General features: G+C 54.6%; 23 protein-coding genes, 1 tRNA gene and 1 pseudogene. 7 read left to right on the top strand and 18 right to left on the bottom strand.

Annotated features, from left to right (window positions below; genetic code table 11):
* Positions 1-207: 207 nt before the first annotated feature.
* Positions 208-357, top strand: a pseudogene (locus LG198_RS14425) (transposase); the annotation flags it as partial.
* Between the two features lie 290 nt (positions 358-647).
* On the opposite strand, the gene LG198_RS04860 reads toward LG198_RS14425, so the two are convergent.
* From LG198_RS04860 to ylqF, 14 genes are all read right to left on the bottom strand, one after another.
* A complete protein-coding gene (locus tag LG198_RS04860) occupies positions 648-824 on the bottom strand; it encodes a type II toxin-antitoxin system Phd/YefM family antitoxin (RefSeq protein WP_230342025.1) in 177 nt (58 codons plus the stop codon).
* A gap of 22 nt (positions 825-846) precedes the next feature.
* Complete coding sequence (locus LG198_RS04855; protein ID WP_230342024.1) at positions 847-1,167, bottom strand: HigA family addiction module antitoxin; 321 nt, start codon at positions 1,165-1,167, stop codon at positions 847-849.
* Between the two features lie 14 nt (positions 1,168-1,181).
* Positions 1,182-1,460 carry a type II toxin-antitoxin system RelE/ParE family toxin gene (locus LG198_RS04850; RefSeq protein ID WP_230342023.1) on the bottom strand — a complete coding sequence of 93 codons (279 nt, stop codon included), beginning with the start codon at positions 1,458-1,460 and terminating at the stop codon, positions 1,182-1,184.
* A gap of 116 nt (positions 1,461-1,576) precedes the next feature.
* Positions 1,577-1,732 (bottom strand): Arm DNA-binding domain-containing protein, encoded by a 156-nt coding sequence (locus LG198_RS04845; RefSeq protein WP_230342022.1) that lies wholly within the window; start codon positions 1,730-1,732, stop codon positions 1,577-1,579.
* Between the two features lie 165 nt (positions 1,733-1,897).
* Positions 1,898-1,972 (bottom strand) — tRNA-Arg (locus tag LG198_RS04840).
* Positions 1,973-2,058: 86 nt separating this feature from the next.
* Entirely contained in the window at positions 2,059-3,615 is a 1,557-nt protein-coding gene (ahpF, locus tag LG198_RS04835) for an alkyl hydroperoxide reductase subunit F (protein ID WP_230342021.1), read from the bottom strand.
* 99 nt (positions 3,616-3,714) lie between these two features.
* Positions 3,715-4,284: an alkyl hydroperoxide reductase subunit C gene (ahpC, locus tag LG198_RS04830; RefSeq protein ID WP_230342020.1), complete on the bottom strand. Its 570-nt coding sequence runs from the start codon at positions 4,282-4,284 to the stop codon at positions 3,715-3,717.
* A 98-nt stretch (positions 4,285-4,382) separates the two neighbouring features.
* Entirely contained in the window at positions 4,383-5,573 is a 1,191-nt protein-coding gene (locus LG198_RS04825) for a GGDEF domain-containing protein (RefSeq protein ID WP_230342019.1), read from the bottom strand.
* A gap of 98 nt (positions 5,574-5,671) precedes the next feature.
* Complete coding sequence (locus LG198_RS04820; protein ID WP_407659133.1) at positions 5,672-7,588, bottom strand: ATP-binding cassette domain-containing protein; 1,917 nt, start codon at positions 7,586-7,588, stop codon at positions 5,672-5,674.
* Between the two features lie 80 nt (positions 7,589-7,668).
* Entirely contained in the window at positions 7,669-9,771 is a 2,103-nt protein-coding gene (locus LG198_RS04810; RefSeq protein WP_230342018.1) for an AsmA family protein, read from the bottom strand.
* A 54-nt stretch (positions 9,772-9,825) separates the two neighbouring features.
* A complete protein-coding gene (locus LG198_RS04805; RefSeq protein ID WP_230342017.1) occupies positions 9,826-10,965 on the bottom strand; it encodes an MFS transporter in 1,140 nt (379 codons plus the stop codon).
* A gap of 179 nt (positions 10,966-11,144) precedes the next feature.
* Positions 11,145-13,151, bottom strand: a complete 2,007-nt coding sequence (locus tag LG198_RS04800; RefSeq protein ID WP_230342016.1) for a UvrD-helicase domain-containing protein — start codon at positions 13,149-13,151, stop codon at positions 11,145-11,147.
* A gap of 181 nt (positions 13,152-13,332) precedes the next feature.
* Positions 13,333-14,052, bottom strand: a complete 720-nt coding sequence (locus LG198_RS04795) for a PEP-CTERM sorting domain-containing protein (protein ID WP_230342015.1) — start codon at positions 14,050-14,052, stop codon at positions 13,333-13,335.
* Between the two features lie 224 nt (positions 14,053-14,276).
* Positions 14,277-15,185 (bottom strand): ribosome biogenesis GTPase YlqF, encoded by a 909-nt coding sequence (ylqF, locus tag LG198_RS04790; protein WP_230342014.1) that lies wholly within the window; start codon positions 15,183-15,185, stop codon positions 14,277-14,279.
* A 265-nt stretch (positions 15,186-15,450) separates the two neighbouring features.
* On the opposite strand from ylqF, the gene LG198_RS04785 reads away from it, so the two are divergent.
* The 4 genes from LG198_RS04785 to LG198_RS04770 all read left to right on the top strand — a co-directional run bounded on the left by LG198_RS04785 (position 15,451) and on the right by LG198_RS04770 (position 19,476).
* The gene (locus tag LG198_RS04785) at positions 15,451-16,221 is read left to right on the top strand and encodes a PEP-CTERM sorting domain-containing protein (RefSeq protein ID WP_230342013.1); all 771 of its coding nucleotides are present in this window, start codon (positions 15,451-15,453) and stop codon (positions 16,219-16,221) included.
* Between the two features lie 32 nt (positions 16,222-16,253).
* Positions 16,254-17,759, top strand: coding sequence for an alkaline phosphatase (locus LG198_RS04780; protein ID WP_230342012.1), 1,506 nt, complete (start codon positions 16,254-16,256; stop codon positions 17,757-17,759).
* Positions 17,760-17,849: 90 nt separating this feature from the next.
* Positions 17,850-18,587 carry a hypothetical protein gene (locus LG198_RS04775; RefSeq protein ID WP_230342011.1) on the top strand — a complete coding sequence of 246 codons (738 nt, stop codon included), beginning with the start codon at positions 17,850-17,852 and terminating at the stop codon, positions 18,585-18,587.
* 67 nt (positions 18,588-18,654) lie between these two features.
* The gene (locus LG198_RS04770) at positions 18,655-19,476 is read left to right on the top strand and encodes a class I SAM-dependent methyltransferase (protein ID WP_230342010.1); all 822 of its coding nucleotides are present in this window, start codon (positions 18,655-18,657) and stop codon (positions 19,474-19,476) included.
* On the opposite strand, the gene LG198_RS04765 is transcribed toward LG198_RS04770, so the two are convergent.
* From LG198_RS04765 to LG198_RS04750, 4 genes are read right to left on the bottom strand one after another with little or no spacing between them, the layout of a single operon-like run.
* Positions 19,477-20,418 (bottom strand): YihY/virulence factor BrkB family protein, encoded by a 942-nt coding sequence (locus tag LG198_RS04765; RefSeq protein WP_230342009.1) that lies wholly within the window; start codon positions 20,416-20,418, stop codon positions 19,477-19,479. It abuts the gene before it with no gap.
* 37 nt (positions 20,419-20,455) lie between these two features.
* Positions 20,456-20,893, bottom strand: coding sequence for a copper chaperone PCu(A)C (locus LG198_RS04760; protein WP_230342008.1), 438 nt, complete (start codon positions 20,891-20,893; stop codon positions 20,456-20,458).
* Positions 20,893-21,192, bottom strand: a complete 300-nt coding sequence (locus LG198_RS04755; RefSeq protein WP_230342007.1) for a hypothetical protein — start codon at positions 21,190-21,192, stop codon at positions 20,893-20,895. The genes LG198_RS04760 and LG198_RS04755 overlap by 1 nt, the downstream gene beginning before the upstream one ends.
* A gap of 60 nt (positions 21,193-21,252) precedes the next feature.
* Positions 21,253-22,272, bottom strand: coding sequence for a zinc-binding alcohol dehydrogenase family protein (locus LG198_RS04750; protein ID WP_230342006.1), 1,020 nt, complete (start codon positions 22,270-22,272; stop codon positions 21,253-21,255).
* A 118-nt stretch (positions 22,273-22,390) separates the two neighbouring features.
* Between LG198_RS04750 and LG198_RS04745 the strand changes: the two genes are divergently transcribed.
* Positions 22,391-22,741: a winged helix-turn-helix transcriptional regulator gene (locus LG198_RS04745; RefSeq protein WP_230342005.1), complete on the top strand. Its 351-nt coding sequence runs from the start codon at positions 22,391-22,393 to the stop codon at positions 22,739-22,741.
* A gap of 126 nt (positions 22,742-22,867) precedes the next feature.
* On the top strand, positions 22,868-23,458 hold the full coding sequence (locus tag LG198_RS04740) for a DUF5610 domain-containing protein (RefSeq protein WP_230342004.1): 591 nt from the start codon (positions 22,868-22,870) through the stop codon (positions 23,456-23,458).
* Positions 23,459-23,512: the final 54 nt, after the last annotated feature.

Genomic DNA, 23,512 nt, shown 5'->3' with positions numbered 1-23,512 from the left:
GATACCATCCCTGCTCTCCATCCTTGTGATGTCAGGGCAAGCCGGCCTCGCCCCTTATAAACAAGACTTCCGGGGAAACCTACCTCAGTTTAGGGGGAGTATGAAAAAATTTTAAAATGCACACAAAAGGCCGGGGTGTTGGGTTGAATCGCACCCACTTTCCTAGACAGCTCAAGAGCCTCAAACTATAGAAGTTGAGGAGACATCATGAGCAAGCAACAACGTTACACCGAAGAATTCAAACAGGCTGCCGTCAAGCAGGTGACTGAGCGACAGTTTTCCGTGGCAGAAGTCGCTGAGCGTTTGGGAGTTTCAAGCCATAGCATTTATGCTTGGATCAGGCGATTCAGCGTCCCGGAAGACGAGCTACAGCATCGTGTTGCATGATTGATGCGTCAAGAAGGTTTACGTTTTCAAACTGGCTATCGGCGTCGCCCTGGTCAGTCTGGAGGGCGGCCAGCTGGGATTGCCCCGAATCATCTAGAGCGCCAATTCGATGTGATCACTCCAAACATGGTATGAGTATGAGAAGCGTTATTTCGAGAGGCTGGCGACTGTCTAAGGGACGGCTGGTGCTCCTCTCACAGATAACCAGCTTTCCCGCTAATGCCTGAAACCGTCAGGCGGCGGTGTTGCTCCTGAGCCTGCTATTTATCGCCATAGTGATAGCGGCAGGCCACAGTATCCAATTCTCTTTCTTTGCCTGTTCCTGCCCGTAACTCTGCAATGGATTTAGCCAGGTGCGCCGCATTGGCCGGGCTTCGCATCAGGTGCTGAGTTTCTTTAATGCTGTTGCGATGGGCTAATAATGGCTTTCGTTTCATGATGCTTTTGCCTTGGCCGCTATCAGGCAGCCGTAGTGTTCTTTGCAGCCGCAATGGCAGGCTTGATCTTGGGTTTGAATGATCTTCTGGCTTGCCACAGGTCATAAGAGGCCTGCTCAGCCAGCCACAGATCGGCCCTGCCTCCGTTCTCCACGCCCAGCCATTGTTCGAGTCTGAGCGCCATTTCAGGGGAGATGGCAGCACGGCCATTCAGCACACGCGAAAGCGAAGGTCGCGCAACCCCTAGCTGCTCGGCTGCCTCTGTCACTGTCAGCCCCAAAGCGGGCAAGATATCTTCCCGCAAGGTTTCCCCCGGGTGAGGTGGGTTAAACATTCTGCTCATGATCCTAAATCCTTTTAGTGATAGTCCTGATAATCCACCAGCACGGTATGCTCACCTTCAAAGGTAAAGGTCATGCGCCAATTGCCATTCACCGATACCGCGTAATGCCCATGTAAACTGCCTGCAAGGGGATGAAGCCCCCAGCCTGGCACATTCATATCAGCAGCAGCCTTTGCTTCGTCCAGGCGTCTCAATTGACGGGATAGCCGAGAGGCATGATCTGGCCTGATGCCTTTCTTGCTGCCAGTCTCAAAGAAGTCTTGCAGTCCTTTATGCCGGAAAGATTTAATCATTCAAAACTGTACTCTGATACGTTACACATTTCAACATCCCTCAATCTGAGACACTGCTGTTTCAGGCGGTTTTCAACGGGATCACTTTTCCCCCGGCTTTCAGCTCATCCAAATAATCAGCCCAGGCTTGCATCGCCATCGAAGCGATATTTGAATCGCCACCACTTACCCCCGGCCGGGGTAACTTGAATGAATAACCCCGCCTCGTCATAAAGCTTGTATGCCTTATCTCGTGGCTTGGCATTACGTAAGGATAGGTCTGAAAGTGCCATTTTGGGGTAACCATCTCTGGGGTAAGTACTGTTACCCCTAGAGTTACCCCTGTTAAATGCTGGATGTCAATAGACGGGTTTGGACGGTATGAAACGAAAAACCCCGGAATCACTATGATTTGGCGGGGTTTGTTGGATGGGGTTGAATTGCTTTGAACTGCTTTATGGTGTCCCCGTCAGGACTCGAACCTGAAACTGACCCTTAGGAGGGGCCGGTGATATCCGTTTCACCACGAGGACAGCCAAGCCGGTATTCTACCTTTTTAGCCGCTTGAGCGGTACTGTTTCACTTGGCTTTCTGCCTTGTGTCACAGGACCGCAGCCACTTAGCTTCGGATGAGGTGTTCGAAGGCGCCGAGCGCTGCCTTGGAGCCTTCGCCCATGGCGATGATGATCTGCTTGAACGGCACGGTGGTGACGTCGCCTGCGGCAAACACGCCGGGTTCCGAGGTTTGGCCTTTGTCATCCACCTCGATTTCTCCAAACTTGCTCAAGGTCACGGTGTTCTTGATCCAGTCGGTATTCGGCACGAGGCCGATCTGGATAAAGACTGCTGCCAGGTCGATACGGTGCGATTCGCTAGTCTGGCGGTTTGTGTAGGTCAGGCCGTTGACCTTTTCGCCATCGCCGTTGATCTCGGTGGTTTGTGCGCCGGTGATGACGGCGACATTGGGCAGGCTGAACAGTTTCTTTTGCAAGACCGCATCTGCGCGCAATTCTCCGTTGAACTCGATCAAGGTGACGTCCTTGACGATGCCGGCGAGGTCAATCGCGGCTTCCACGCCGGAATTGCCGCCGCCGATCACGGCAACGCTTCTGCCCTTGAACAAGGGGCCGTCACAGTGCGGGCAGTAGGCCACGCCGCGGCCGCGGTATTCCTTTTCGCCGGGGACGTTGATTTCCCTCCAGCGGGCGCCGGTGGCGATGATGACGGACTTGGCCTTGAGCGTAGCGCCGCTTTCGAGCTTGACCTCGGTGAAACCGCCGTTGTCATGCGCCGGCACCAACGCTGCTGCGCGTTGCAGGTTCATGATGTCCACGTCGTAGCTCTTGACGTGTTCTTCTAATGCCGCGGCCAGTTTGGGTCCATCGGTTTCCTTGACCGAGATGAAGTTCTCAATCGCCATGGTATCCATAACTTGTCCGCCAAAACGCTCGGCGACCACGCCGGTGCGTATGCCCTTGCGGGCTGAGTAGATGGCGGCAGAAGCGCCGGCAGGGCCGCCGCCGACGATCAATACGTCGAAAGGCTCCTTGGCGGAAAGTTTCTCGGCTTCTTTCTTGATCGCGCCGGTGTCGATCTTGTTAAGTATTTCCTGCACGCCCATGCGTCCGTGGCTGAATTCCTCTCCGTTGAGGAAGATGGTGGGCACGGCCATGATCTTGCGCTCGTCCACTTCCTTCTGGAACAGGGCGCCATCAATCATGACGTGGCGGATGTTCGGGTTGATAGCCGCCATGAGGTTGATGGCTTGCACCACCTCGGGACAGTTGTGGCAGCTCAACGAGATGTAAGTCTCGAAATTGAATTCGCCTTCGAGATTGCGGATTTGCTCGATGACTTCCGGCTCTGCCTTGGGCGGATGTCCGCCTACCTGCAACAGTGCCAGCACGAGTGAGGTGAATTCATGCCCCATGGGAATACCTGCAAAGCGGATGCTGAGGTTTTTCCCGGGACTGTTCAAGCTGAAGGATGGCTTGCGTTGAGTCTCATCATCACTTTGCTGGACGGTGATGCGCGCAGACAGGCTCTTGATGTCATCAAGCAGTTCAAGCAGCTCGCGCGACTTGTCGCCGCCATCTACCGAGGCAGTGATTTCGATGGGCTGGGTGACTTTTTCCAAGTAGGCCTTTAGCTGTGTCTTGATATTTGCGTCCAACATGATGTGCTCTCAATTCTGTATTGATATTGCTCCAAAAAATGCCCGGGCATGAAGGCAGGGAGTTTGCGGTTGCCCGGGCTCACTGGCTTGAAAGCCTGCTTAGATCTTGCCGACGAGGTCCAGAGATGGGGCAAGGGTGGCTTCGCCTTCTTTCCACTTGGCAGGGCAGACTTCACCTGGGTGGGTGGCAACGTATTGGGCGGCCTTGATCTTGCGCACCAGGTCGGAGGCATCGCGGCCAATACCTTCGGCGGTGACTTCGAGCGCCTGGATTACGCCGTTGGGATCGATAATGAAGGTGCCGCGGTCAGCCAGGCCCTGGTCTTCACGCAATACGCCGAAGTTGCGGGTAATGGTGGCAGTTGGGTCGCCAATCATCGGATACTTGATCTTATTGATGGTATCCGAGGTATCGTGCCAGGCTTTGTGTGTGAAGTGGGTGTCGGTGGAAACCGAATACACTTCAACACCAAGCTTTTGCAATTCATCATAGTTGTCGGCAATATCGCCAAGCTCTGTTGGACAAACGAAGGTGAAGTCGGCCGGGTAGAACACGACGGCAGACCATTTGCCTTTCAAATCCGCATCTGTCACGGTGACGAATTCGCCGTTATGGAATGCGGTTGCCTTGAATGGCTTGATCTCGGTGTTGATGAGGGATGTTGTCATGGCAATCTCCTGGGGTGGTTGAAATAGTGAGATTGCAGTTTAGGGGTTTTATTTGAATAAATAAAATTGATTGTTTAAATTTACATGATAAGTAAAATTTATCTCAAAGGATTGTCTGATTCAATATTGTATTGAAGCATTTGGTTGCGACCCGCGGCCTTGGCGGCGTAAAGCGCGGTATCGGCACGGTGCAGCATGGCTTCCCAGCTTGCAGCAAGGTCGGTGTGGGGGTCCCAGGCATACAGGCCCAGGCTGCAAGTCACTTGGCGATTGTCGCAGGCCGGGTGGTGAAGATTGCGCATGGCTTCAAGCAGGCGCCCTCCTAATGAGGTGGCTTCTTCCTTGGTGGTTTGCGGACAGATGATGCAGAGTTCCTCTCCGCCATAGCGGCCAATGATATCGGTATTGCGACAAGCCTTGCTCAATGCCTGGGATACCGTCCGCAGCACCTTGTCGCCAGCATCGTGGCCATAGGTGTCATTGACCATCTTGAAATTATCAATATCCAGCATAAAGATACTGATTGGGCGCTGATAACGGTGTGCCAGGTCGACCTCACGGCGTCCGAGATTGACCAGCGCCCGGCGGTTATAGAGTTTGGTGAGCTCGTCATGCGTTGCCAGGTGCTCTTTTTCATGAATGATGGATTCGAAATACATCAGCAGCAGTCCGAGTGAGCCTAGTAGATTACACCACATGGGGATCAGATAAAGCCCGAACACATTGATGGGGTCATGGCTCTGCGGACTCAGGTCTATGCTGCCACTGACAGAGAGAATACCGCGCAGTATGAAATCAGCCGCAGCCAGGGTGTAGGCAATAATGACCAGGCTGTTGGCAAATGAAAGCTTGAGCTTGCGTGCGCCAACGACCTCGACCACATTGAGAAACATCAACAGCGCCAGCATGATGGAGAAGAGCAGGGTGCGCACTGCAATGGTGAATTGCAGCAGGACGACCAGGCTATAGACAATGAAAAATCCCAGAATGAGATACCAGCCGATATAAGCCGGTTTTTTGCCGAAAAACGCTTGGGTTCCCCACCATTTTGCCGTCATCGCACCTATCATCATGGTGGAGCCAATGATGAGCGGCAAGTGGCCGAACTTGGAGATGCTGAAGGCCGTGAGTGTCGAGCCGAATACGCTGAGCAGCCCGGAAAGGGCCCAGTAACGCGTAGAGCGTTCCGTCGGCGCAAGGAAATACAGCCCGCCCATGATAATGGCGATACACAGCTGGCTAATGGCATAGCCGACATTGGCTGTATATGAATTCCATAAAGAATCCAAGCAGTTGCTCCCTCAAGTATTCAGTTCAGTGAGTGAATATTTTCAATAGCAGAAGCATTGATTGCATGCGCCTCAAAGGCAATCTCTTCTACTCTACGCTAATTCCGGCTTTCCAGTTCTTCCCAGCGCAGCATGGCATTGTCAATTTCTATGCCGATTTCACCCAGTCTTTGCTGTAGCGCCCGCGCTTGCTCGGCGTTGTCCCGGTAGATGTCAGGGTTTGCCAATGCTTGGTTGATGGAGGCTTGCTCAGTTTCCAATGCTTCTATCTTGGCAGGCAGGCTTTCCAATTCACGGCTTTCCTTGAAGCTGAGCTTGGTTGAAACCTTGCTGGCTGGTTTGGCTGACGTTGCCTGTGAGGGCTTTTCTGCGGATTTTTCTGTGGTTTTTAAAGCGGTTTTTTCCGCAGATCGTGCCTGTGTATGACGGAACCAGTCATCATAGCCGCCGCCAAATTCGCTCAGTACGCCATTGCCTTCAAAAGCAATGATCTGGGTGACGGTGTTCTCGAGGAAGGCACGGTCGTGACTGACCAGGAACAAGGTGCCGTCAAAATCCTGCAATAGGCTTTCCAGCAGTTCCAGTGTTTCTATATCCAGGTCATTCGTGGGCTCGTCCAGCACCAGCACATTGGCCGGGCGGGCAAACAGGCGCGCCAGCAGCAAGCGGTTGCGCTCGCCGCCGGAAAGGGATTTGACGGGCGACCTTGAGCGCTGGGGCGGGAAGAGGAAATCTTCCAGATAGCTGATCACATGCTTGCGCTCATTGCCTATCTGCACAAAATCCGAGCCGGGACTGATGGTGTCCGCCAGTGAAGCTTCTTCATCCAGTTGCTCGCGCATTTGATCAAAGTATGCGACATTCAGGCTGGTGCCGTGCTGGATGCTGCCGCTATTGGGCTCAAGTTCACCAAGAATCAGCTTGAGCAGGGTGGATTTGCCTGCGCCATTGGGGCCGATGAGGCCGATGCGGTCGCCGCGCATGATGCGGGTGCTGAAATCCTGGATCAGCAGCTTACCATCGTATGCCATGGAAATACGGTCAAGCTCGGCGACCAGCTTGCCCGAGCGTTCGCCACTATCCAGCGTGAGCTTGACGTTGCCCTGGCGCTCGCGCCGCGCCGCCCGCATTAGGCGCAGAGCTTCCAGACGGCGTACCCGGCCTTCGTTGCGTGTGCGCCGTGCCTTGATGCCCTGGCGAATCCAGACTTCTTCCTGAGCAAGGAATTTATCAAACTTGGCTGCATGAGTGGCTTCCACTGCCAGCAGTTCTTCCTTCTTGACCTGGTACTGGCTGTAGTTGCCGTGAAAATCCGTGAGGTGCCCACGGTCCAGTTCGACAATGCGCGTGGCAAGGCGGTCAAGAAAACGGCGGTCGTGTGTGATGAACAGCAGGCTGCCCTTGAAGTCCAGCAACAGGTTTTCCAGCCATTCTATGGCAGAAAAATCCAGGTGGTTGGTCGGCTCGTCCAGCAATAATACTTCCGGCTCTGCTACCAGTGCGCGGGCGAGCGCTACACGTTTGCGCCAGCCGCCCGAAAGTGTAGCAATCCTGGTCTCCGCTTCCAGTTGCAGGCGACTCAGGACGGCTTCCACCCTGGCTTGTGACTGCCAGCCCCCTTGTGTATCCAGTTCATGTTGCAGTGTTTGCAGGCGGGCGATGAGGCTGTCGATATCCGCGTCCGGCTCTGCCATCTGTTGTGATACCTGATGGTATTCCACCAGGGTCTGGCGCAAGCTGCCCAGGCCTTCCGCGACCGCTTCGAAAATGCTGTGCTCAGGGTCTAGTATTGGTTCTTGCGGTACATAGACGGTGCGTGATTTTGGTGCGCGCCAGCAGGTGCCGTCGTCAAGCTTGCTTTCTCCTGCGATCACTTTAAGCAGGCTTGATTTGCCCGCGCCGTTGCGGCCAATCAGGCCAACCCGCTCTCCGGCATCAAGCTGGAAGTTGGCATGGTCGAGCAGGGGGTAGTGTCCGTAAGCCAGGCTGGCTTGATCTAGGGTGATATAAGGCATGGGACGTATTGTATCAGCAGCCTGGGACTGTGCTGTATGGCCCGTTTGGGCCTACCTGAGCCGATGAATAATGCTTGTCTTTAATGCCCGGGAATGGCAGGCGTCGGCGCTGCGGGTGCCGGTGGAGTGTCCTTTGCAGGTTCGGTTTTTGCTGGCTTGGGCGAATATGCACTGAGTGCCTGGCTGCAATTATAGGAATTGCCCTTGGAACCAGCATCCAGGTAAGGCAGGATGGCTGCGAGCGGATTGACGAATGCCAGGGCTACGCTGCCGAGCAAGCGTGCTGCAATGGGGACGGCTTCCGGGCGTACCTTGGGTTCAACAAAACTGCCTTGTATCTTGATAGGCGAGCGCACGGTCAGAGGGGAGAAATTCTTGGGTTTGGCTGCAAGCAGCAGATCCAGCTTTTCCTGGCCAAGGTCGATATTGCCGTCGATCAATACCAGGGTGACCGGGGTATCGATCAACGCGACTTCAGGCCGTACTATGCCATTTTCCGCCTTGAGGTCCATGACGGCGCATTGCAGGCGTTGCGATTGGTCGCCACCCAACCATGCGCTCACACTTTGTGCAATATCCAGCCCCAGCAACTCCATCACCAGGCGCGATATCTCCCCTTGCTCTATGAACAAGGTGGTCTTGCCGTTAAGGGAGCCCAGCAGTTCGGCGGTGGTGGAGCCTTTGCCGCTGAGGTCGGTGCGTCCGTTGAGGGTGCCGGTGATATAGGCAGGCGGCACCGGCTTGCCTTGTTTCCTGGCCTCTTCCTGCCGAGCCTTTGACACTTGCAACCACTTGCCGAGCTCGATGTCTTTCCAGCCCAGCTTGATCTGCCATTGGGGCGGATATTTGCCTTTATCGTTGTCCTTGCTTTCCTGGGCGTCAACCGAGAAGCTGCCCGTCAAGGTGCCGTCCGCAGTCTGGGCCAGAATCTCGCCGATCATGAACTTGCCTTTGTCCAGACCGAGCTTGGCCTTGAACGGGGAGATCGGCAGGGCGAAAGCATTGCCGAGCTCCATGTAGTCCAGCTTGATTGTGATATCGGCATCCATGCGGTTGAGCGAAGGTAGGTCCAGCGGCCGGTTGGGGATGGCCCGTCCCTCGACAGGCTGTGGCGTGCTGCCGTCTGACTGCAAGGTGCCGAATGCAGGCGCGAGGTCGGCAAGGTAGAAGCGGCTGCCGTCGATATGCCCGCTCAATAACGGCACGCCGCCTGCCTTGCTGCGCGGATCGTACTTGAACGCGGCGGCAAGGCTGCTCCTGCCGATCTTTGCCGAGTCCACATTGACATCCCATACATCGCTATGCTTGCTCAGGCTGGCGCTGAGTCGGAACGGGTCGGTGGTCGGAAAAACGCTGCCAACCAACTCGCCCAGCACTGAAAGCGAAGGGCCGGTGACCACGGCGTTGCCTTTGATATCCTGCCGGCCGAACAAGTCGGCTACCTGGCCGTCAAAGTCCACCCTGAGCTTGCCGTATTCGAGCCAGCCTTTGGATTTGATCGGCGGGGAGTCCTTGTCCTGGGTGGCAATGGGCAGGAACCCGGGGGTTTCCAGGAATGCCTTCAGCGGCCTGCGCTGGAACTGGCCATCGACACTGACTTCGGAGCGCAGGTCTTCCTGCCTGGCGCCTTCCTCGGTCTTGAACTTTGCTTCAAGCGCGGCTGTGCTGATCGCATCGTCAATGTGGCTGCTGCCATTCTTCACGATCAGGGTTTCAATGACAGGAAAAGGAGTAGCAGGCTTGCTTTCATCAGTGGGAAATTCCCAGGTAGCTCTGCCGTCCGCGTGCCGCACCAATTGGGCGTCTATTTCATCCACCTTGATTTCACGGATGCGCAATTCGCCGTGCTTTTTGTAGTGCCAGAGGTCGCTATAGCGCAGCTTGATACTGATGTTACCGGCATCTACCAGATGAGGGACGTTGAACTGTTCTGGGGCGGAGATATAAAGATGGCCGAGGTCAAGCTGGACTCCCGCCCATAGATGTAGCTGGAAGGGCTTGTCCAGTTTTACTTCGCGTTCCAGTTGCTTGTTAAGGAAGGATTGCGCAGGCTCGCGCAAGAAAGTCCAGCCCTGGATTTCGCAGATGATGAAAGCTACAACCAGGCCCAAAAGCAGCCAAAGCAATGCCTTGCCGAATCTGATCAAGCCGCGGGTCAACTGTCCAGCAAACTGTTGCGCCATTTCTCACCTTTGCTTTTTTACTCGGCTCAGGCAAAAATTTGCGCACGCCGATGGTTATAGGTTGTTTTTTCTGTAGTGCCGCATACTGTACAAGGTCAACAGGGCTCCGCATATGGCGACCGCCGCGCTGGCCAACGCTACTGCGGGCAACCCCAGGCCAAAATGGATGACAGCTCCGCCGAGGAAGGCTCCACCGGCATTCCCAAGGTTGAATGCGCTTTGGTTGACTGTGGAGGCCATCAAGGGTGAGTCGCCTGCCTGCGCCATGGCATTGGTTTGCAGGCCGGGGCCGACCGCGAAGCTCACCATGCCCCAGATAAATGCCGTGATAATCGCGGCGAGCATGAATTGCATGCTCCAGGCGAATACGATGCCAAGCAATGCCATACTTGTGAGTGAGAGGGCAATTGTGGGCAATAGTTTCAAATCTGCCATTTTTCCGCCGATATTGAGGCCGATGGTGGCGGCGATTCCCATGGCGATCAGCATAAAGCTGACATCATGCGGCAGCAGGCCGGACATATCTTCCAGTATCGGAGTGATATAGGTAAATATAGTAAAAACCCCAGCAAAACCAATCGCGGTGATCGCCATGGCGAGCAGCACATTGGGCTGGAGCACGGCATGCATTTCCTTACGTATGTCCGGCCTGGGCATGGCACTGAGGTCAGGGATAAAGCGCCAGGTCGCGTACATGGCTACTGCACCGCAAGCAGCCACAGTCCAGAACGGGACACGCCAGCTGGTTTCCTGCCCGAGCAATGTGCCCAGCGGCACGCCAAGCACATTGGCCATGGTGAGGCCGGTGAACATCAATGCCAGCGCACGGTTGCCCTGGCCGGGAGGGGCAAGGTGGAGCGCCACGACAGCGGCAATGCCGAAGAAGGAGCCATGGCTCAGCGCCGTGAATACGCGTGCCGCCGCCAGGGTGAGGTAATTGGGGGCCAAGGCGCACAGCACATTGCCAAGCGTGAAAATTGCCAGCAGCCCAAGCAGGGTGGCCTTGCGCGGCCGGTTGATCGTGAGGGCCACCATCAAGGGACCGCCGACCACTACGCCGAGCGCATAAACGGTGACGAGGTTGCCGGTGGCCGGAATGGAGACATCCAGTCCATGGGCAATGTCGGGCAGCAGCCCCATGGGGAGAAACTCGGTCATGCCGATGCAGAACGCACCGGCGGCCAGCGCAATCATCCAATTGCCCATACTTGCTCGCTTAAAAATCGATAGAGAAAATGAAGTTTGGAAAGGAAATCCTGTGCTTCCGAATGAGCGGAGCGCACGAAAGGGAAGTACCTGTTCAAAGGCGCTACTTTACCATGCTCGTGCGCTTTTTTATGTGCGGCATTTTAGATGCCGATACATCTGCAAAATCAGGGTGTGCTCTTGGTGCCGCTTTCAAGCATGGCGCGGATTTGTGCCATGCGCTGGCGTGCATTTTCTTTGCTAGCCGCCGGGTCTGTCTGCGGTTGGCCTGAGTGGCGCACATCGTCTTCAGGCAGTTCGGCGATAAAACGGCTGGGCTCGCAGGATTCATGTTCGCCCGCGCGCTTACGCTTGCGGCACCAGGAAATGTTGAGCGATTTTTGCGCCCGCGTGATGCCGACATACATCAGGCGCCGTTCTTCCTCGATCTTGCCCTGGTCCACGCTTTCGCGGTGCGGCAGGATGCCTTCTTCGCAGCCGATTAGGAATACATGGCCGTACTCCAGCCCCTTGGAGGCATGCAGGGTTGAGAGCTTCACCGCATCCGGCTCGGCATCTTCCCGGCCTTCCAGCATGCTCATGAGCGAAATCATCTGCGTCAGCGCCAGCAGGTTTTTCTCGTCTTCATCGCCCTTGCGCGTGAGCCAGGCGACGAATTCCATCACGCTTTTCCACTTGTTCTCTGCGCTGCGCGGCTCTTCCGTATCGTAGAGGAAGGCTTCGTAATTGATCGCGTTGAGCAGGTCGTTCAGCACTTCGCCCGCCGGGTCTTTCTCTGCGCGTTCCTGGATGCGGTTGATGAACTGGCAGAAGGTGAGCAGGTCTTCAAGCTGGCGGTTGGCCATGGTGCGCTGGAAATCGCCTTCAAAAGCGGCCTCGAACAATGACATTTTGTGCTGGCTGGCATATTCGCCCAAGCGTTCCAGCGTGGTGTTGCCTATGCCTTTTTTCGGCGTGGTGGCAGCGCGGATGAAAGCAGGGTCGTCGTCTTCATTGGCGATCAGGCGCAGGTAGCTCACCAGGTCCTTGATCTCGGCCTTGTCGAAGAAAGATTGGCCGCCGGAGATGGTGTAGGGGATTTTTTGCTGGCGCAATTGCTGTTCGAGGATGCGTGCCTGATGGTTGCCGCGGTAGAGGATGGCGTAATCGAGGAACTTGGTGCGGTGCTCGAATTTGTGCGCGAGCAGCTTCATGACCACCGATTCCGCCTCATGGTCCTCGTCCTTGGCTGCGCTAACCTGGATCAGGTCGCCGGTGCCCAGTTCGCTCCAGAGCTTCTTCTCAAATAATTTGGGATTGTTGGCAATCACCTGGTTGGCCGCGCGCAATATGCGCACGGTAGAGCGGTAATTCTGTTCCAGCTTGATGACTTTGAGGCGGCTGAAATCCTCGGTGAGCTGGCGCAGGTTTTCCACATCGGCGCCGCGCCAGCCGTAAATCGCCTGGTCGTCGTCCCCCACGGCAGTAAAACGGCCTTCGACGCCAGTCAGCATTTTTACCAGCTTGTACTGGCAGGCATTGGTGTCCTGGTATTCGTCGATCAGCAGGTATTTGAGCTTGTGTTGCCATTTGCGCAAGGCATCCGGGTGTTGCTCGAACAGTTCCACCGGCAGCTTGATCAGGTCGTCAAAGTCTACGGCCTGGTAGGCTTTCAGCGTTTGTTGGTAAATCTGGTAGACCTTGGCTGCGGCATGGCTGATTTCCTCATCGGCGGTGGCGGCTGCCTGGTCCGGGTTGACGAAGGCATTTTTCCAGCTCGATATCTGCCATTGCGTCTTGCGCAGTAGTTGCTTGTCTGTGGTTGCCAGCACGTCGGAGAGAATCTTGAAACTGTCGGAGGAGTCCAGGATGGAGAATTGCGGCTTGTAGCCCAGCAGCTCGGCCTCCTGGCGCAACATCTGCAAGCCAAGCGAGTGAAAGGTGGCGATGGTCAGGCCTTTGGCGTTATTGCCTTGCAATAAATGGCCGACACGCTCCTGCATTTCGCGCGCTGCCTTGTTGGTAAAGGTAATCGCCGCGATTTCCTTGGGCGAGTATCCGCATTTCTCGACCAGGTAGGCGATTTTCTGCGTGATCACGCGCGTTTTTCCGCTGCCTGCACCTGCCAGCACCAGCAAAGGGCCATCCAGATATTTCACAGCTTCGCGCTGTTGGGGGTTCATCGTGCTTAACATGTTGATTTGCCTGCAGGCTTAAGGTGATTCGGGGAAAAGCTGCTACAAGCGAGTAACAACATCGACCCTGATTTTATCTTGAGCCGGGTTTTGAAGCTAGCTGATAGCGCTAACGGCAGGCAGAAAAAAAGCCCCGCCAATAATACTTTGACGGGGCCGTAGAGAGAGTGCCGAGCTTATCTCAGGCGTACAATTTTCTGCTTTTACGGCGATTGGCAAATCCCAGCAAGCCCAGGCCAAGTGCCAGCATGGCATAGGACTCCGGCTCAGGCACCGCGCTTACGCTGTATAGCGTGAAATCGGACTTATCCTTGAGCGATGTCAGCGAGAAGGATTTCACTGCAGTATCGCCAAAAGGGTTGTCCAGGCTCCATACGCCGCCAAGGTCCTGGATGGCCGGGCTCAGGTTAGTTACGGAGCCGAAACCTGTCCATGAGGCTGTGTCGTTTCCTGTGGCTATCAGCTTGAACGTGCTGGTGGAGTTGTCGAAATAGGTGACGGTAATGGAGGCTTGTTCCTTGTTGTCGCCATATTCAGGCCCATTGAACAACAGGCCCAGGGTGAGGTTGCTGATGACCAATGACTCGTCGAACTTGGCGATAATCCACTCATGCTTGTCGATTTCCCCCACGGTCACATCGCTGCCCCTTTTGGGCGATACGCCAACGCCCTGATAGCCGTCCTGGGCCGGCTTGTAGCTGAAAACAGCATCTTTCAATTGATTGCGCTTTTCCCCGGTCTTGGCGTAGAAGGTCACGCTGGTGTCGAGAATGCTGGTGGTGTAGCTGGAACCGGTGCCGAATTCTGAGCCGTAAACTGTGTCGGTAGCTGCAGCAGCACTGAAGGAAGCGGCCAATAGTGCGCTGGCTGCGGTTGTTGCCAATACCTTGGAAATACTCATTTAGGTCTCCTCATAGCAATTAATTAGATTTAATTGATTGTTTTTATTATTAATTGACAGCACTAGCATGCTAGCTCTGCAATGAGGAGGGCTCAATAGTCCGTTGTGGCTGATACGTTTGGACTAATCAATTGATATTCAAGGTTAATTAATATACTTATCTGTATGATTATTAATGATAGGGTCTAAAACGGATTAATAGTTAATTACTTGTAGTAAAAAGACTACTCGGGATTGTTATCTTCTTTTTCTTCGGGTTCTATATCGCTGATCACCATTCGCTCCATCATTTCTGCGCGGGATTCAGGAGTTTCCAGGCTGATGCGGCCCAAGGTGCCGGAGCGGTAATCGACAAGAAACGCCATCGCGGTCTTTTCCATATCCAGCTCCCCACCCTTGAGCAAGTAGCCGCGGCGTTTGCCCACTGCTTCCAGCAGGTCTATGGCGTCCATGTTGCTCACATCTGTTTTATAGCGTGCTTGCAGCAGGGCGGGGTAGCGTTCCAGCAGGATGCCGGCGAGAAACTCCGCCACGTCTTCATCGATTACGGCATTGCGGCCAATGGCATGGCTGGCGGCGAGCATGTAGCCATCGCTCTCGTATTTGATCTTGGGCCACATCATGCCGGGAGTGTCGGTTATGCTCATCTGGTCATTCAGGTCGAAGCGCTGCTGGCTCTTGGTCACGGCAGGTTCGTCGCCCACTTTGGCAATGCGGCGGTTGAGCAAGGCGTTCATGAGGGTGGATTTGCCGACGTTGGGGATGCCCATGATCATCATGCGCAAAGGCTTGAGGTTAGTGCCCCTATGCGGCGCGAGGCTGCGGCAGAGGCCGGGGATCTTTTTCGCATCGCCAGGTTTCTTGCATGAAAGCGCTGCGGCCTTTACACCTTCCTGCCGGTTGAAATAATTGAGCCACGCCTGGGTGGCTGCCGGGTCGGCCAGGTCAGCCTTGTTGAGGATTTTGAGGCTGGGACGCTGCCGGAAAAGGCGCAGGTCTTCAATCATGGGGTTGTGGCTGGCTTCCGGCACTCGAGCATCCAGCACCTCGATCACTATGTCGGTGAATTCCATGGTTTCTTCCGCCTTCTTGCGGGCGGAGGTCATGTGTCCGGGGAACCATTGAATTGCCATGATTGGATGCTCTATTCGAATGTCAGGTGCTGGGTTGGTAAATAAATAACATTTTTTGCATGTGGCCTGTTGTCAGCCAGATCAATCTGTCATTTTAGCATCCCGGTTGTTATCCCGGCCCTAATTTGCATCTATGTTGCAAGAATGAAGGCTTTACCATCTCTCGATATAGTCCATTAGGACTATTTTGCTTCCATATAGTTAACACAAGCACTTCCTAGTATGGCCCCGGATCGTTTTCAACTCTCATCAAAGGGGAATCATCATGAAGTTCCAAAAACATGGCGTAGCGCTGGCCCTGGCCGGTTCCATGCTGTTTGCCGTACCTGCCTTCGCGCAGGAAGTGATCGTCAATGGCGGCTTCGAAGCCGATGGCGCTGAAAGCTACAATCCTCAGGGCTGGCAAATCGCGGAGCAGGGCATTTATGGTTCAGTGCTTGCGACTGATGCAACTGAATCGTATGCCAGCGGTTACAAGACTGTTGGCGCTGCCAGTGGCCAGTTCTATGGATTTATTGATTCATCTTACGCAAGCAGCCAGGTGTTGTACCAAAACTTCTCGATCAGCGCCGTGACTTCTGCCGTGCTGTCATTTCAGCTGTTCGTGAACGACCAGAGCGATAATGGCATTGTCTACATTCATCAGTCCGGCCTAGATGCGACTACCGGCGGCAGCTATGAGGCCAACCAGCACGTCCGCGTGGATATCCTGCGTGCTGATGCTGATCCATTCTCTGTTCATGCAAATGACATCATCGGTACGTATTATCTGGGCGGTGCCAATGGACGCCTTTTTGATGGCGATGACAACGTCAATCGCTACGTGGATTACAGCTTCGATGTAAGCGATGCATTGGCTGCCGGCGGCGATTACACACTGCGTTTTGCATCAGTCAGTAATCAAGGGGCTTTGCAGGTTGGGCTGGACAACGTCAGCCTGAACGTGACACCAGTGCCTGAAGCCGATACCTACGCCATGTTGCTGGCTGGCTTGGGCGTGTTGGGTCTGGCATTGCGCCGCCGTAAAACAGTTTAATTAAAGTGGGAGTGCATAAAATGAAAAAGGCAATGATGAAAGTTTCCGCGTTTGCGGTGATGACAGCGCTGTGTGGCCAGACTTTGGCGGAAGATGCCAATACCTGGTACCAGGATGGCCAGGAAGCCCTGGCAGCGGCAAAGAAGCTTTACCCGAACAACCGCAAGGCCAAGAACGTGATCCTGTTCGTGGGCGACGGCATGGGTGTGTCCACCGTGACGGCTGCCCGCATCCTCGAAGGCCAGTTGCAAGGCCGTGACGGCGAGCGCAACAAGCTCGCATTTGAAAAGCTGCCATACCTGGCCTTGTCCAAGACTTATTCCGCCAACCAGCAGACTTCTGATTCCGCTCCAACCATGACTGCCATGGTGACTGGCGTGAAGACCAATGACGGCGTGATTTCCGTTGACCAGCGCGTATTGAATGGCGACAAGGACAACAGCAAGGTGCAGGCTGCCAAGCTCGCAACTATCCTGGAACTGGCTGAACAAAATGGTCGCTCCACAGGTGTTGTCTCGACTGCGCGTATCACTCATGCCACGCCTGCAGCTACTTACTCGCATACTTCTGCACGTGATTGGGAGTCCGACAACAACGTGCCTGCCGATGCCGACGTTAAGGACATCGCTTCCCAGTTGATCGATAACTTTGGTACCGGCGCTATTGGCGACGGGATTGAAGTGGTGCTGGGCGGCGGCCGCAGCCGTTTCCTGCCTAACACTGTGGATGATCCTGAAAATGCAGGCCGCAAGGGCGACCGTCGTGATGGCCGTAACCTGACTCAGGAATATGTTGAAAAGTTCGGCGGCAAGTTCGTCTGGAACCAGGCGCAGTTCGATGCCATCAATCCTGCCAATACTGACCGTCTGCTGGGCCTGTTCGAGCGCTCCCACATGCAATACGAGCATGACCGCCCGAACGACACTGGCAAGGAACCATCTTTGGCCGACCTGACCGGCAAGGCGATCGATATCCTCAAGAAGAACCCCAAGGGCTTCTTCCTGATGGTTGAAGCTGGCCGTATCGACCATGGCCATCACGCCAACAATGCCTATCGTGCCTTGACCGACACCATTGCGCTGTCCGATGCCGTGAAGCAGGCGCTGGAAAAGGTTGACCTCAATGACACCCTGATCATTGTAACGGCCGACCACAGCCATACCATGACGATTGGCGGTTACCCTGAGCGTGGCAATCCTATCCTGGGCAAGGTAGCGGTAGATGGCCAACTGAGCCTTGCAACTGATGGCAATCCTTACACCACGATTTCCTATGCGAACGGCAAGGGTTACTACCCCAATGTGCCAGGCGAAGATGTGTATAACTATCCTGCACGCGGCGGCCGTATCGAGGATCAAACCAATGTCGATACCAGTGATCCTGACTTTCACCAGGAAGTGACCGTGCCGCTGAACTCTGAAACCCATGCTGCGGAAGAAGTGCAGATTTTTGCGGGCGGCCCCAAGGCCCACCTGTTCCAGGGTATTCAGGAACAACACTACATCTTCCACGTCATGAAGGATGCCTTCGGCTTCTAATGCAGGTCTGACTTGGCTTGATGAATAAAGGATGGGATGGCGCAAGCTGTCCCGTCCATTTCCTTTTTTAAATCTGTGAAAGTGTGAAGCATGCAAAACAAGATGAAATATGCCGGGCTGCTATTGCTGGCCTTGTTGCCCGAGCTGGCGGCTGCCGAAACGTTGCCCAGTCTGGATGCGCGTTTTGAAACCACCCAATGTGCCGTGCCCTGCCAAAAGCCGGTCAAGCGCGAATGGCTGATGCTGCGCGAAGCCGGGCAGGTGGAATTGCGGGATGTCAATGCCGGTAACAGTGAGCTCTGGCAGCAGCAGGCTGACGGCAGCCTCGAATATAGTTATCTGATACACGGGCAAAAGCGCGCGATTAACTACAACCCCATCGACCTGCGCCTGCTTGGCATTAATGCGGATCAAAACAAATGGCAAGCGCTGACACGCCTTGTCACGGCTAATGACCTGGCCAGCCTGGAGAAAAAACCAGGACAACCCTATCAACAGACGCCAACCGAGGTTTACCAAGGCAAACTGAATGGCATTGAAACAGCGATTACCTGGATTCCCGCATTGGCAATTCCATTGCAGGTCGAATACCGCTATCCCAGACATGAGGTCACGGTGAAGCTGGTTGAGCGCTACCAGGGCGACAAGCTGCCGGTGGCAAAGACCACGGAGGCGACGCTGGACGCATATCAACATGTGGATTTTACCGATATCGGCGACATGGAGCATGACAAAAATGCGCTGGTCTGGCTTGCAGAGGCCAAGGGCGCGCCCGGGGTGCATGTGCATCAACATGGGCATAATGACCACCACGATCATCAGCACTAAATTATAACGACAGGCTGGCGCTGCCTTCATATGCCAGCCTGCTCCTGCACAATGCTAAAATGACGGGATGACACTGATCCCTGAAATCAAGCCACATCAATCCATAGAGTTGCTGAAAGAGCTGCATATCCTCACGCGGGACGGCAAGCTCAACCAGGATACCCGGCGCAAACTCAAGCAGGTTTACCATCTCTATCACTTCATTGAGCCATTGCTGCTTGAGGTCATGGAAAGCAACGAAAATCCCGTGCTGGTTGATCATGGTGCGGGCAAGTCCTACCTTGGTTTCATCCTCTATGATTTGTTCATGAAACAGCAGCCTGCCGGACGTGTGGCAGGCATAGAAACTCGCGGAGAGCTGGTGGAGAAATCCCAGTCGTTGGCCGCCAGGCTCGGCTTCAACCGCATGGATTTCCTGCATTTGAGCGTGGAGGAAGCGATTACCTCACAGGCCTTGCCTGGTCAGGTCGATATTGTCACCGCATTGCATGCCTGCAACACCGCCACTGACGATGCCATTCGGTTTGGATTGGAGAAAAAGGCGCAATTCATGGTGTTGGTGCCTTGCTGCCAGGCCGAGGTGGCAGAAGTGCTGCGTCGCCACAAGAACGAGTCATTTGGCAAGACATCCTTATCCGAGATCTGGCGCCACCCGATTCACACGCGCGAGTTCGGCAGCCAGATCACCAATGTCCTGCGTTGCCTGCAACTGGAGGCACATGGCTACCAAGTTACGGTGACAGAGCTGGTAGGCTGGGAGCATTCCATGAAAAATGAGCTCATCATCGCTCGCTACAAGAACAGTCCGCGGCGCAACGCCCAATCACGGCTTGAGCAAATCCTTGAGCAACTCAACCTGCAGGATTTGCATAGCCGCTTTGTTTACTGACTATTTGCGGGGAATCTGATCGGTAGTAAGCCCGCGCAGGCTGCCGAATGTCAGCGCATATTGCCGCGTGACTTCTGCGCCAAAAAAGAAAATCTGCGCCGAGTAATATACCCACAGGAGCAGGGCAATCAATGAACCTGCCGCGCCGAAGCTCGACGCCACGGCGCTGTTGCCGAGGTAAATGCCGATCAGGTATTTGCCCAGGCTGAACAAGAGGGCGGTGAATGCCGCACCGACCCATACATCAGACCAAGGCAGCTTCACATCCGGCAGCATTTTGAATATCACGGCAAACATCGACGTGATGACGCCAAAACTCACCAAGGCCGAAATGTGCTTGAATACCCCGATAGTGGTGATGAAGCGGCCAACGAATTCCGCTGCAAATTGCTCAACCAGGGCCAGGCCAGCGTTCACCAGAAGTGAAGTTAACAGCAGAAATGCCAGTGAAAGAATAATGCTGAAAGACAGCAGGCGCGTCTTGACCAGCGCACTAATGGCTTGCTTGCTGCCTTGTGCCTTGGCTTGGGTGGTTTCCCAGACTTCATCCAGGCTGGCCTTGAGTTCGGCAAATACCGTAGTGGCACCGATAAGCAATAGTGTAGTTGCAATCAAGGTGGCGATAATGCCGGACTTGGGGTTGCTGCCGGTTCTCGCTAGCATATTCTGGATTACCTGCGCGCCGCTTTCCCCGACCAGGTCTGAAATCTGCGCCACAATTTCACCATGCGCGGCGCGTTCACCAAGAAAATAGCCGGCAATGGCAATCACCAGCACCAGGATCGGCGTGAGCGAAAACATGGTGTAAAAGGCAAGCGCCGCGCCTTTGCTGGTGGCGCGGTGTGAAAACCATGAAAGTACGGACTGGATAAATAGCTGACGCAGGCATTTGAGCCGGTACAAAGTGTGTTGGCTGATGCCTTGAATGAGCTTGGCAATCAAATATATTCTCCCGTTGTTGATCTCTTGGTCGCCGAATCTAATGCTTGTGATGGTTGTTGAAATCGCGTCCATTGAAAACGATGGAAACTGCTTCTTTTACCGCCTGTTTATCCTCGAATACCAGCGTCAGCGGAATAGTGTCGCCTGCCTTGACCGCAGTCTTGATCCCGGTCAGCATCAGGTGCAGTCCACTGGGTTTCAGTTCCACCGGTTGATTGGCTTTCAATATGAGCTGCGTGATGGGCCGCATTTTCATGATGCCATTATCCATCAGCATCTCATGCACTTCGACCTTGTCGGCAAAGCTTGAGTTCGCCGACACCAGGGCGACATCCTTGTCCGAAACGATGCGTAAATAGCCTGCCGCTACCTTTTGCCCTGGCGCAGTGGTGCGTACCCATGGCTCAACTACCGTAATTTCGGCCTGTGCCTGCAAGCTGCAAAGCAATAACAGGCTTAACCAGCAGCTCTTCATTATTGTTCTCCTGTGATGAAGTGGTCAGCGTAGGCGCTGATGCCGGGCAGGGCAAATGCCACTGGCCCAAGCATGAGTTTTTGGGATACAAGCTGGTGCGAAAGCGCCACACATGCAGTGCATGGCATCAAGGTATCGGCGCTGGGGGTGCTGATAACAGTACAAAGCTCGCCGATAAAATCCATATCCGCAGGCGTGTCGTCCATTGTCGCGGTCTGCAGCAATAACCAGCAAAGAAATCCAAATAGCAGAAACCCCCCGCTCAGTCCGCCAACCAGTTTCAGCTGTTCAAATTGCATGCCGATATCTTATCATGCAGCCTTGAATTGCTCGTGCCGGATATTGCCGTGATTGTTTTGCTAAAAGCCTTCCAGCACCATCTTGCCGATGGTATTGCCTGATTCCAGCACGGCATGGGCCTGCCTGAGGTTGGCGGCATTGATAGGAGACAAGGTCTCGGTCAAGGTTGTGCGCAGGATACCCTGGTCGACCAATCGCGCCACCTCGTTGAGCAAGTAGTGCTGCTCTATCATGTCGCCGGTCTGGTACATGGCGCGCGTGAACATCATTTCCCAGCAGAAGCGCGCGCTTTTATTCTTGAGCGGGGCGATATCGAGCAGGTTCGCATTTTCCACGATGCTGCAGATCGCGCCTTGCGGCGCCACTAGCTCTACCGCTGCTGGCAGGTGCTGGTCGGTGTTGTTGAGGATCAGCACATAGTCCACGAACTTGTAGCCTAATCTCTGTACCTGGGTAATCAGGTCGCCGCGATGATCCACAATATTATGGGCGCCCAGCTCCCGGCACCATGCGGCGGATTCGGGACGCGAAGCGGAAGCAATGACATGTAAACCGGCCACCTTTGCAGCCAACTGGATTGCGATCGACCCCACGCCACCTGCGCCGCCAATGATAAGGATGGTTTTGGGTGTTTTGATATTGGGTGGAGTTTCCACCTTTAGCCGGTCGAACAATGATTCCCAGGCCGTGATTGCCGTCAGGGGCAAGGCCGCAGCCTCTGCCGCGCTGAGCGTGGCTGGCTTGCGGCCCACGATACGCTCATCCACTACCTGGTATTCGCTGTTGCTGCCCTGGCGTGTGATGTCGCCCGCGTAATAAACCGCATCCCCCACCTTGAACAGGCTGGCTTCGCTACCGGTTTCCACTACCGTGCCGACTGCATCCCAGCCCAATACACGCGGCGTGTTTTCCACCTTGTCCTTGGGCGCACGTACTTTGGTATCCACCGGGTTCACGGCAACGGCCTCAATCTTGACCAGCAGGTCGCGCGGGCCGGGTTCGGGTGTAGGCAAGTCCACATCCAGTAACGAGGCCGGATCGCTGATGGGCAGGTATCGGGTCAAGGCGACAGCTTTCATGGTGACATCCTTCAATATGCGAAATGATGCGGGATATTCTAACCCTATGTACTGTTATAACAAGTACGCACAATTTTTGTATATAGTGCACAAAATGATACTAATGGAATAATACATCATGGCGAAACATCAATCTTTCGACTGCGTGGCAGGCTGCCCGGTGGAAGCCACGCTTGAACTGATCGGCGGCAAATGGAAAGGCCTGCTGCTCTACCACCTGCTGGACGGCACCCAGCGCTTCAATGCCTTGAAACGTATGTTGCCGAGCATTACCCAGCGTATGTTGACCAACCAGCTGCGCGAGCTGGAAACGTATGGGCTGGTGCACCGGCAGGTTTATGCCGAGGTGCCGCCCCGGGTGGAGTACAGCCTCACCGAGCAAGGCAGGAGCTTGGCCCCAGTGCTTCATGCGTTGCGGGATTGGGGCGAGGGCTATATCAAGCGCCATGAAAACACCGATGCCGGTTGATAGCTGTCAACATCATCTCATCTTGCCTTGGGCTGAAAATGGATGAATGATTTGCTAAAACCTTAATATCCTCATCTCATTGCCGATATATTTCATATCAACGTATTGTGGTGAAAGGGGAGTGTGATGGTAGCAACCAATAATGGTTTGACGGCGGTAACAACCACAACTGCTACGGCTGCTCCAGCCAGCGAGGCTTTGAATGAGGCAAAGAAACAGGCCGAGCTTCGTCCCGATCAGCAGAAAGCCGTACTCAATGGGCAGATTCTTCAGGCTTCATTGCAAGTGTCCATCAAGTCGGGTAATGACGGCTTGGCCTTGCTGTACCGTTCAGCCGTGGAGCAGTTGAATACTGTACTGGTACCGGAGCTTGGACCAAATGCCATTGAGAATGCGATGGGGCAGGATAATAGCCCTGAAGCCACAGCGTCGCGCATCCTTTCTTTATCAACCGGCTTTTTCGAGGCCTATGCTGCACGCTATCCCAGTAAAGATCCCGAGACCGTGGCTAAAGACTTTGTGGCACTTATTCGTGGTGGCTTTGAAAAAGGCTATGCCGAGGCCAAGGACATTCTCACTGGTCTGAACGTGCTGGGAGAGAATAGCCCGATTGCATCGGGTATTGCCAAGACATATGAACGGGTGCAGAAGGGATACGATGATTTTCTGCAAGCCAAGCTTTCTGCCATTCGAGGCGACGCTGAGAATCAAGACTGATTCGATTGCCATCAATCAAAGCCCCGGGCCGGCGTATGTGGAATGCGCTACTCA

The sequence above is a fragment of the Methylobacillus arboreus genome, from assembly GCF_020532725.1.
Lineage (GTDB): Bacteria > Pseudomonadota > Gammaproteobacteria > Burkholderiales > Methylophilaceae > Methylobacillus > Methylobacillus arboreus.
Note: the sequence above shows the minus strand (reverse complement) of the source record. Positions and strands in the feature narration are given on the sequence as shown.

What these genes read in the sequence shown, in the direction of transcription:
- LG198_RS04860 (WP_230342025.1), bottom strand. Translation starts at nt 824, where the DNA reads ATGAAACGAAAGCCATTATTAGCCCATCGCAACAGCATTAAAGAAACT.
- LG198_RS04855 (WP_230342024.1), bottom strand. Translation starts at nt 1,167, where the DNA reads ATGAGCAGAATGTTTAACCCACCTCACCCGGGGGAAACCTTGCGGGAA.
- LG198_RS04850 (WP_230342023.1), bottom strand. Translation starts at nt 1,460, where the DNA reads ATGATTAAATCTTTCCGGCATAAAGGACTGCAAGACTTCTTTGAGACT.
- LG198_RS04845 (WP_230342022.1), bottom strand. Translation starts at nt 1,732, where the DNA reads ATGGCACTTTCAGACCTATCCTTACGTAATGCCAAGCCACGAGATAAG.
- ahpF (WP_230342021.1), bottom strand. Translation starts at nt 3,615, where the DNA reads ATGTTGGACGCAAATATCAAGACACAGCTAAAGGCCTACTTGGAAAAA.
- ahpC (WP_230342020.1), bottom strand. Translation starts at nt 4,284, where the DNA reads ATGACAACATCCCTCATCAACACCGAGATCAAGCCATTCAAGGCAACC.
- LG198_RS04820 (WP_407659133.1), bottom strand. Translation starts at nt 7,588, where the DNA reads ATGCCTTATATCACCCTAGATCAAGCCAGCCTGGCTTACGGACACTAC.
- LG198_RS04810 (WP_230342018.1), bottom strand. Translation starts at nt 9,771, where the DNA reads ATGGCGCAACAGTTTGCTGGACAGTTGACCCGCGGCTTGATCAGATTC.
- LG198_RS04805 (WP_230342017.1), bottom strand. Translation starts at nt 10,965, where the DNA reads ATGATTGCGCTGGCCGCCGGTGCGTTCTGCATCGGCATGACCGAGTTT.
- LG198_RS04800 (WP_230342016.1), bottom strand. Translation starts at nt 13,151, where the DNA reads ATGTTAAGCACGATGAACCCCCAACAGCGCGAAGCTGTGAAATATCTG.
- LG198_RS04795 (WP_230342015.1), bottom strand. Translation starts at nt 14,052, where the DNA reads ATGAGTATTTCCAAGGTATTGGCAACAACCGCAGCCAGCGCACTATTG.
- ylqF (WP_230342014.1), bottom strand. Translation starts at nt 15,185, where the DNA reads ATGGCAATTCAATGGTTCCCCGGACACATGACCTCCGCCCGCAAGAAG.
- LG198_RS04785 (WP_230342013.1), top strand. Translation starts at nt 15,451, where the DNA reads ATGAAGTTCCAAAAACATGGCGTAGCGCTGGCCCTGGCCGGTTCCATG.
- LG198_RS04780 (WP_230342012.1), top strand. Translation starts at nt 16,254, where the DNA reads ATGATGAAAGTTTCCGCGTTTGCGGTGATGACAGCGCTGTGTGGCCAG.
- LG198_RS04775 (WP_230342011.1), top strand. Translation starts at nt 17,850, where the DNA reads ATGCAAAACAAGATGAAATATGCCGGGCTGCTATTGCTGGCCTTGTTG.
- LG198_RS04770 (WP_230342010.1), top strand. Translation starts at nt 18,655, where the DNA reads ATGACACTGATCCCTGAAATCAAGCCACATCAATCCATAGAGTTGCTG.
- LG198_RS04760 (WP_230342008.1), bottom strand. Translation starts at nt 20,893, where the DNA reads ATGAAGAGCTGCTGGTTAAGCCTGTTATTGCTTTGCAGCTTGCAGGCA.
- LG198_RS04755 (WP_230342007.1), bottom strand. Translation starts at nt 21,192, where the DNA reads ATGCAATTTGAACAGCTGAAACTGGTTGGCGGACTGAGCGGGGGGTTT.
- LG198_RS04750 (WP_230342006.1), bottom strand. Translation starts at nt 22,272, where the DNA reads ATGAAAGCTGTCGCCTTGACCCGATACCTGCCCATCAGCGATCCGGCC.
- LG198_RS04745 (WP_230342005.1), top strand. Translation starts at nt 22,391, where the DNA reads ATGGCGAAACATCAATCTTTCGACTGCGTGGCAGGCTGCCCGGTGGAA.
- LG198_RS04740 (WP_230342004.1), top strand. Translation starts at nt 22,868, where the DNA reads ATGGTAGCAACCAATAATGGTTTGACGGCGGTAACAACCACAACTGCT.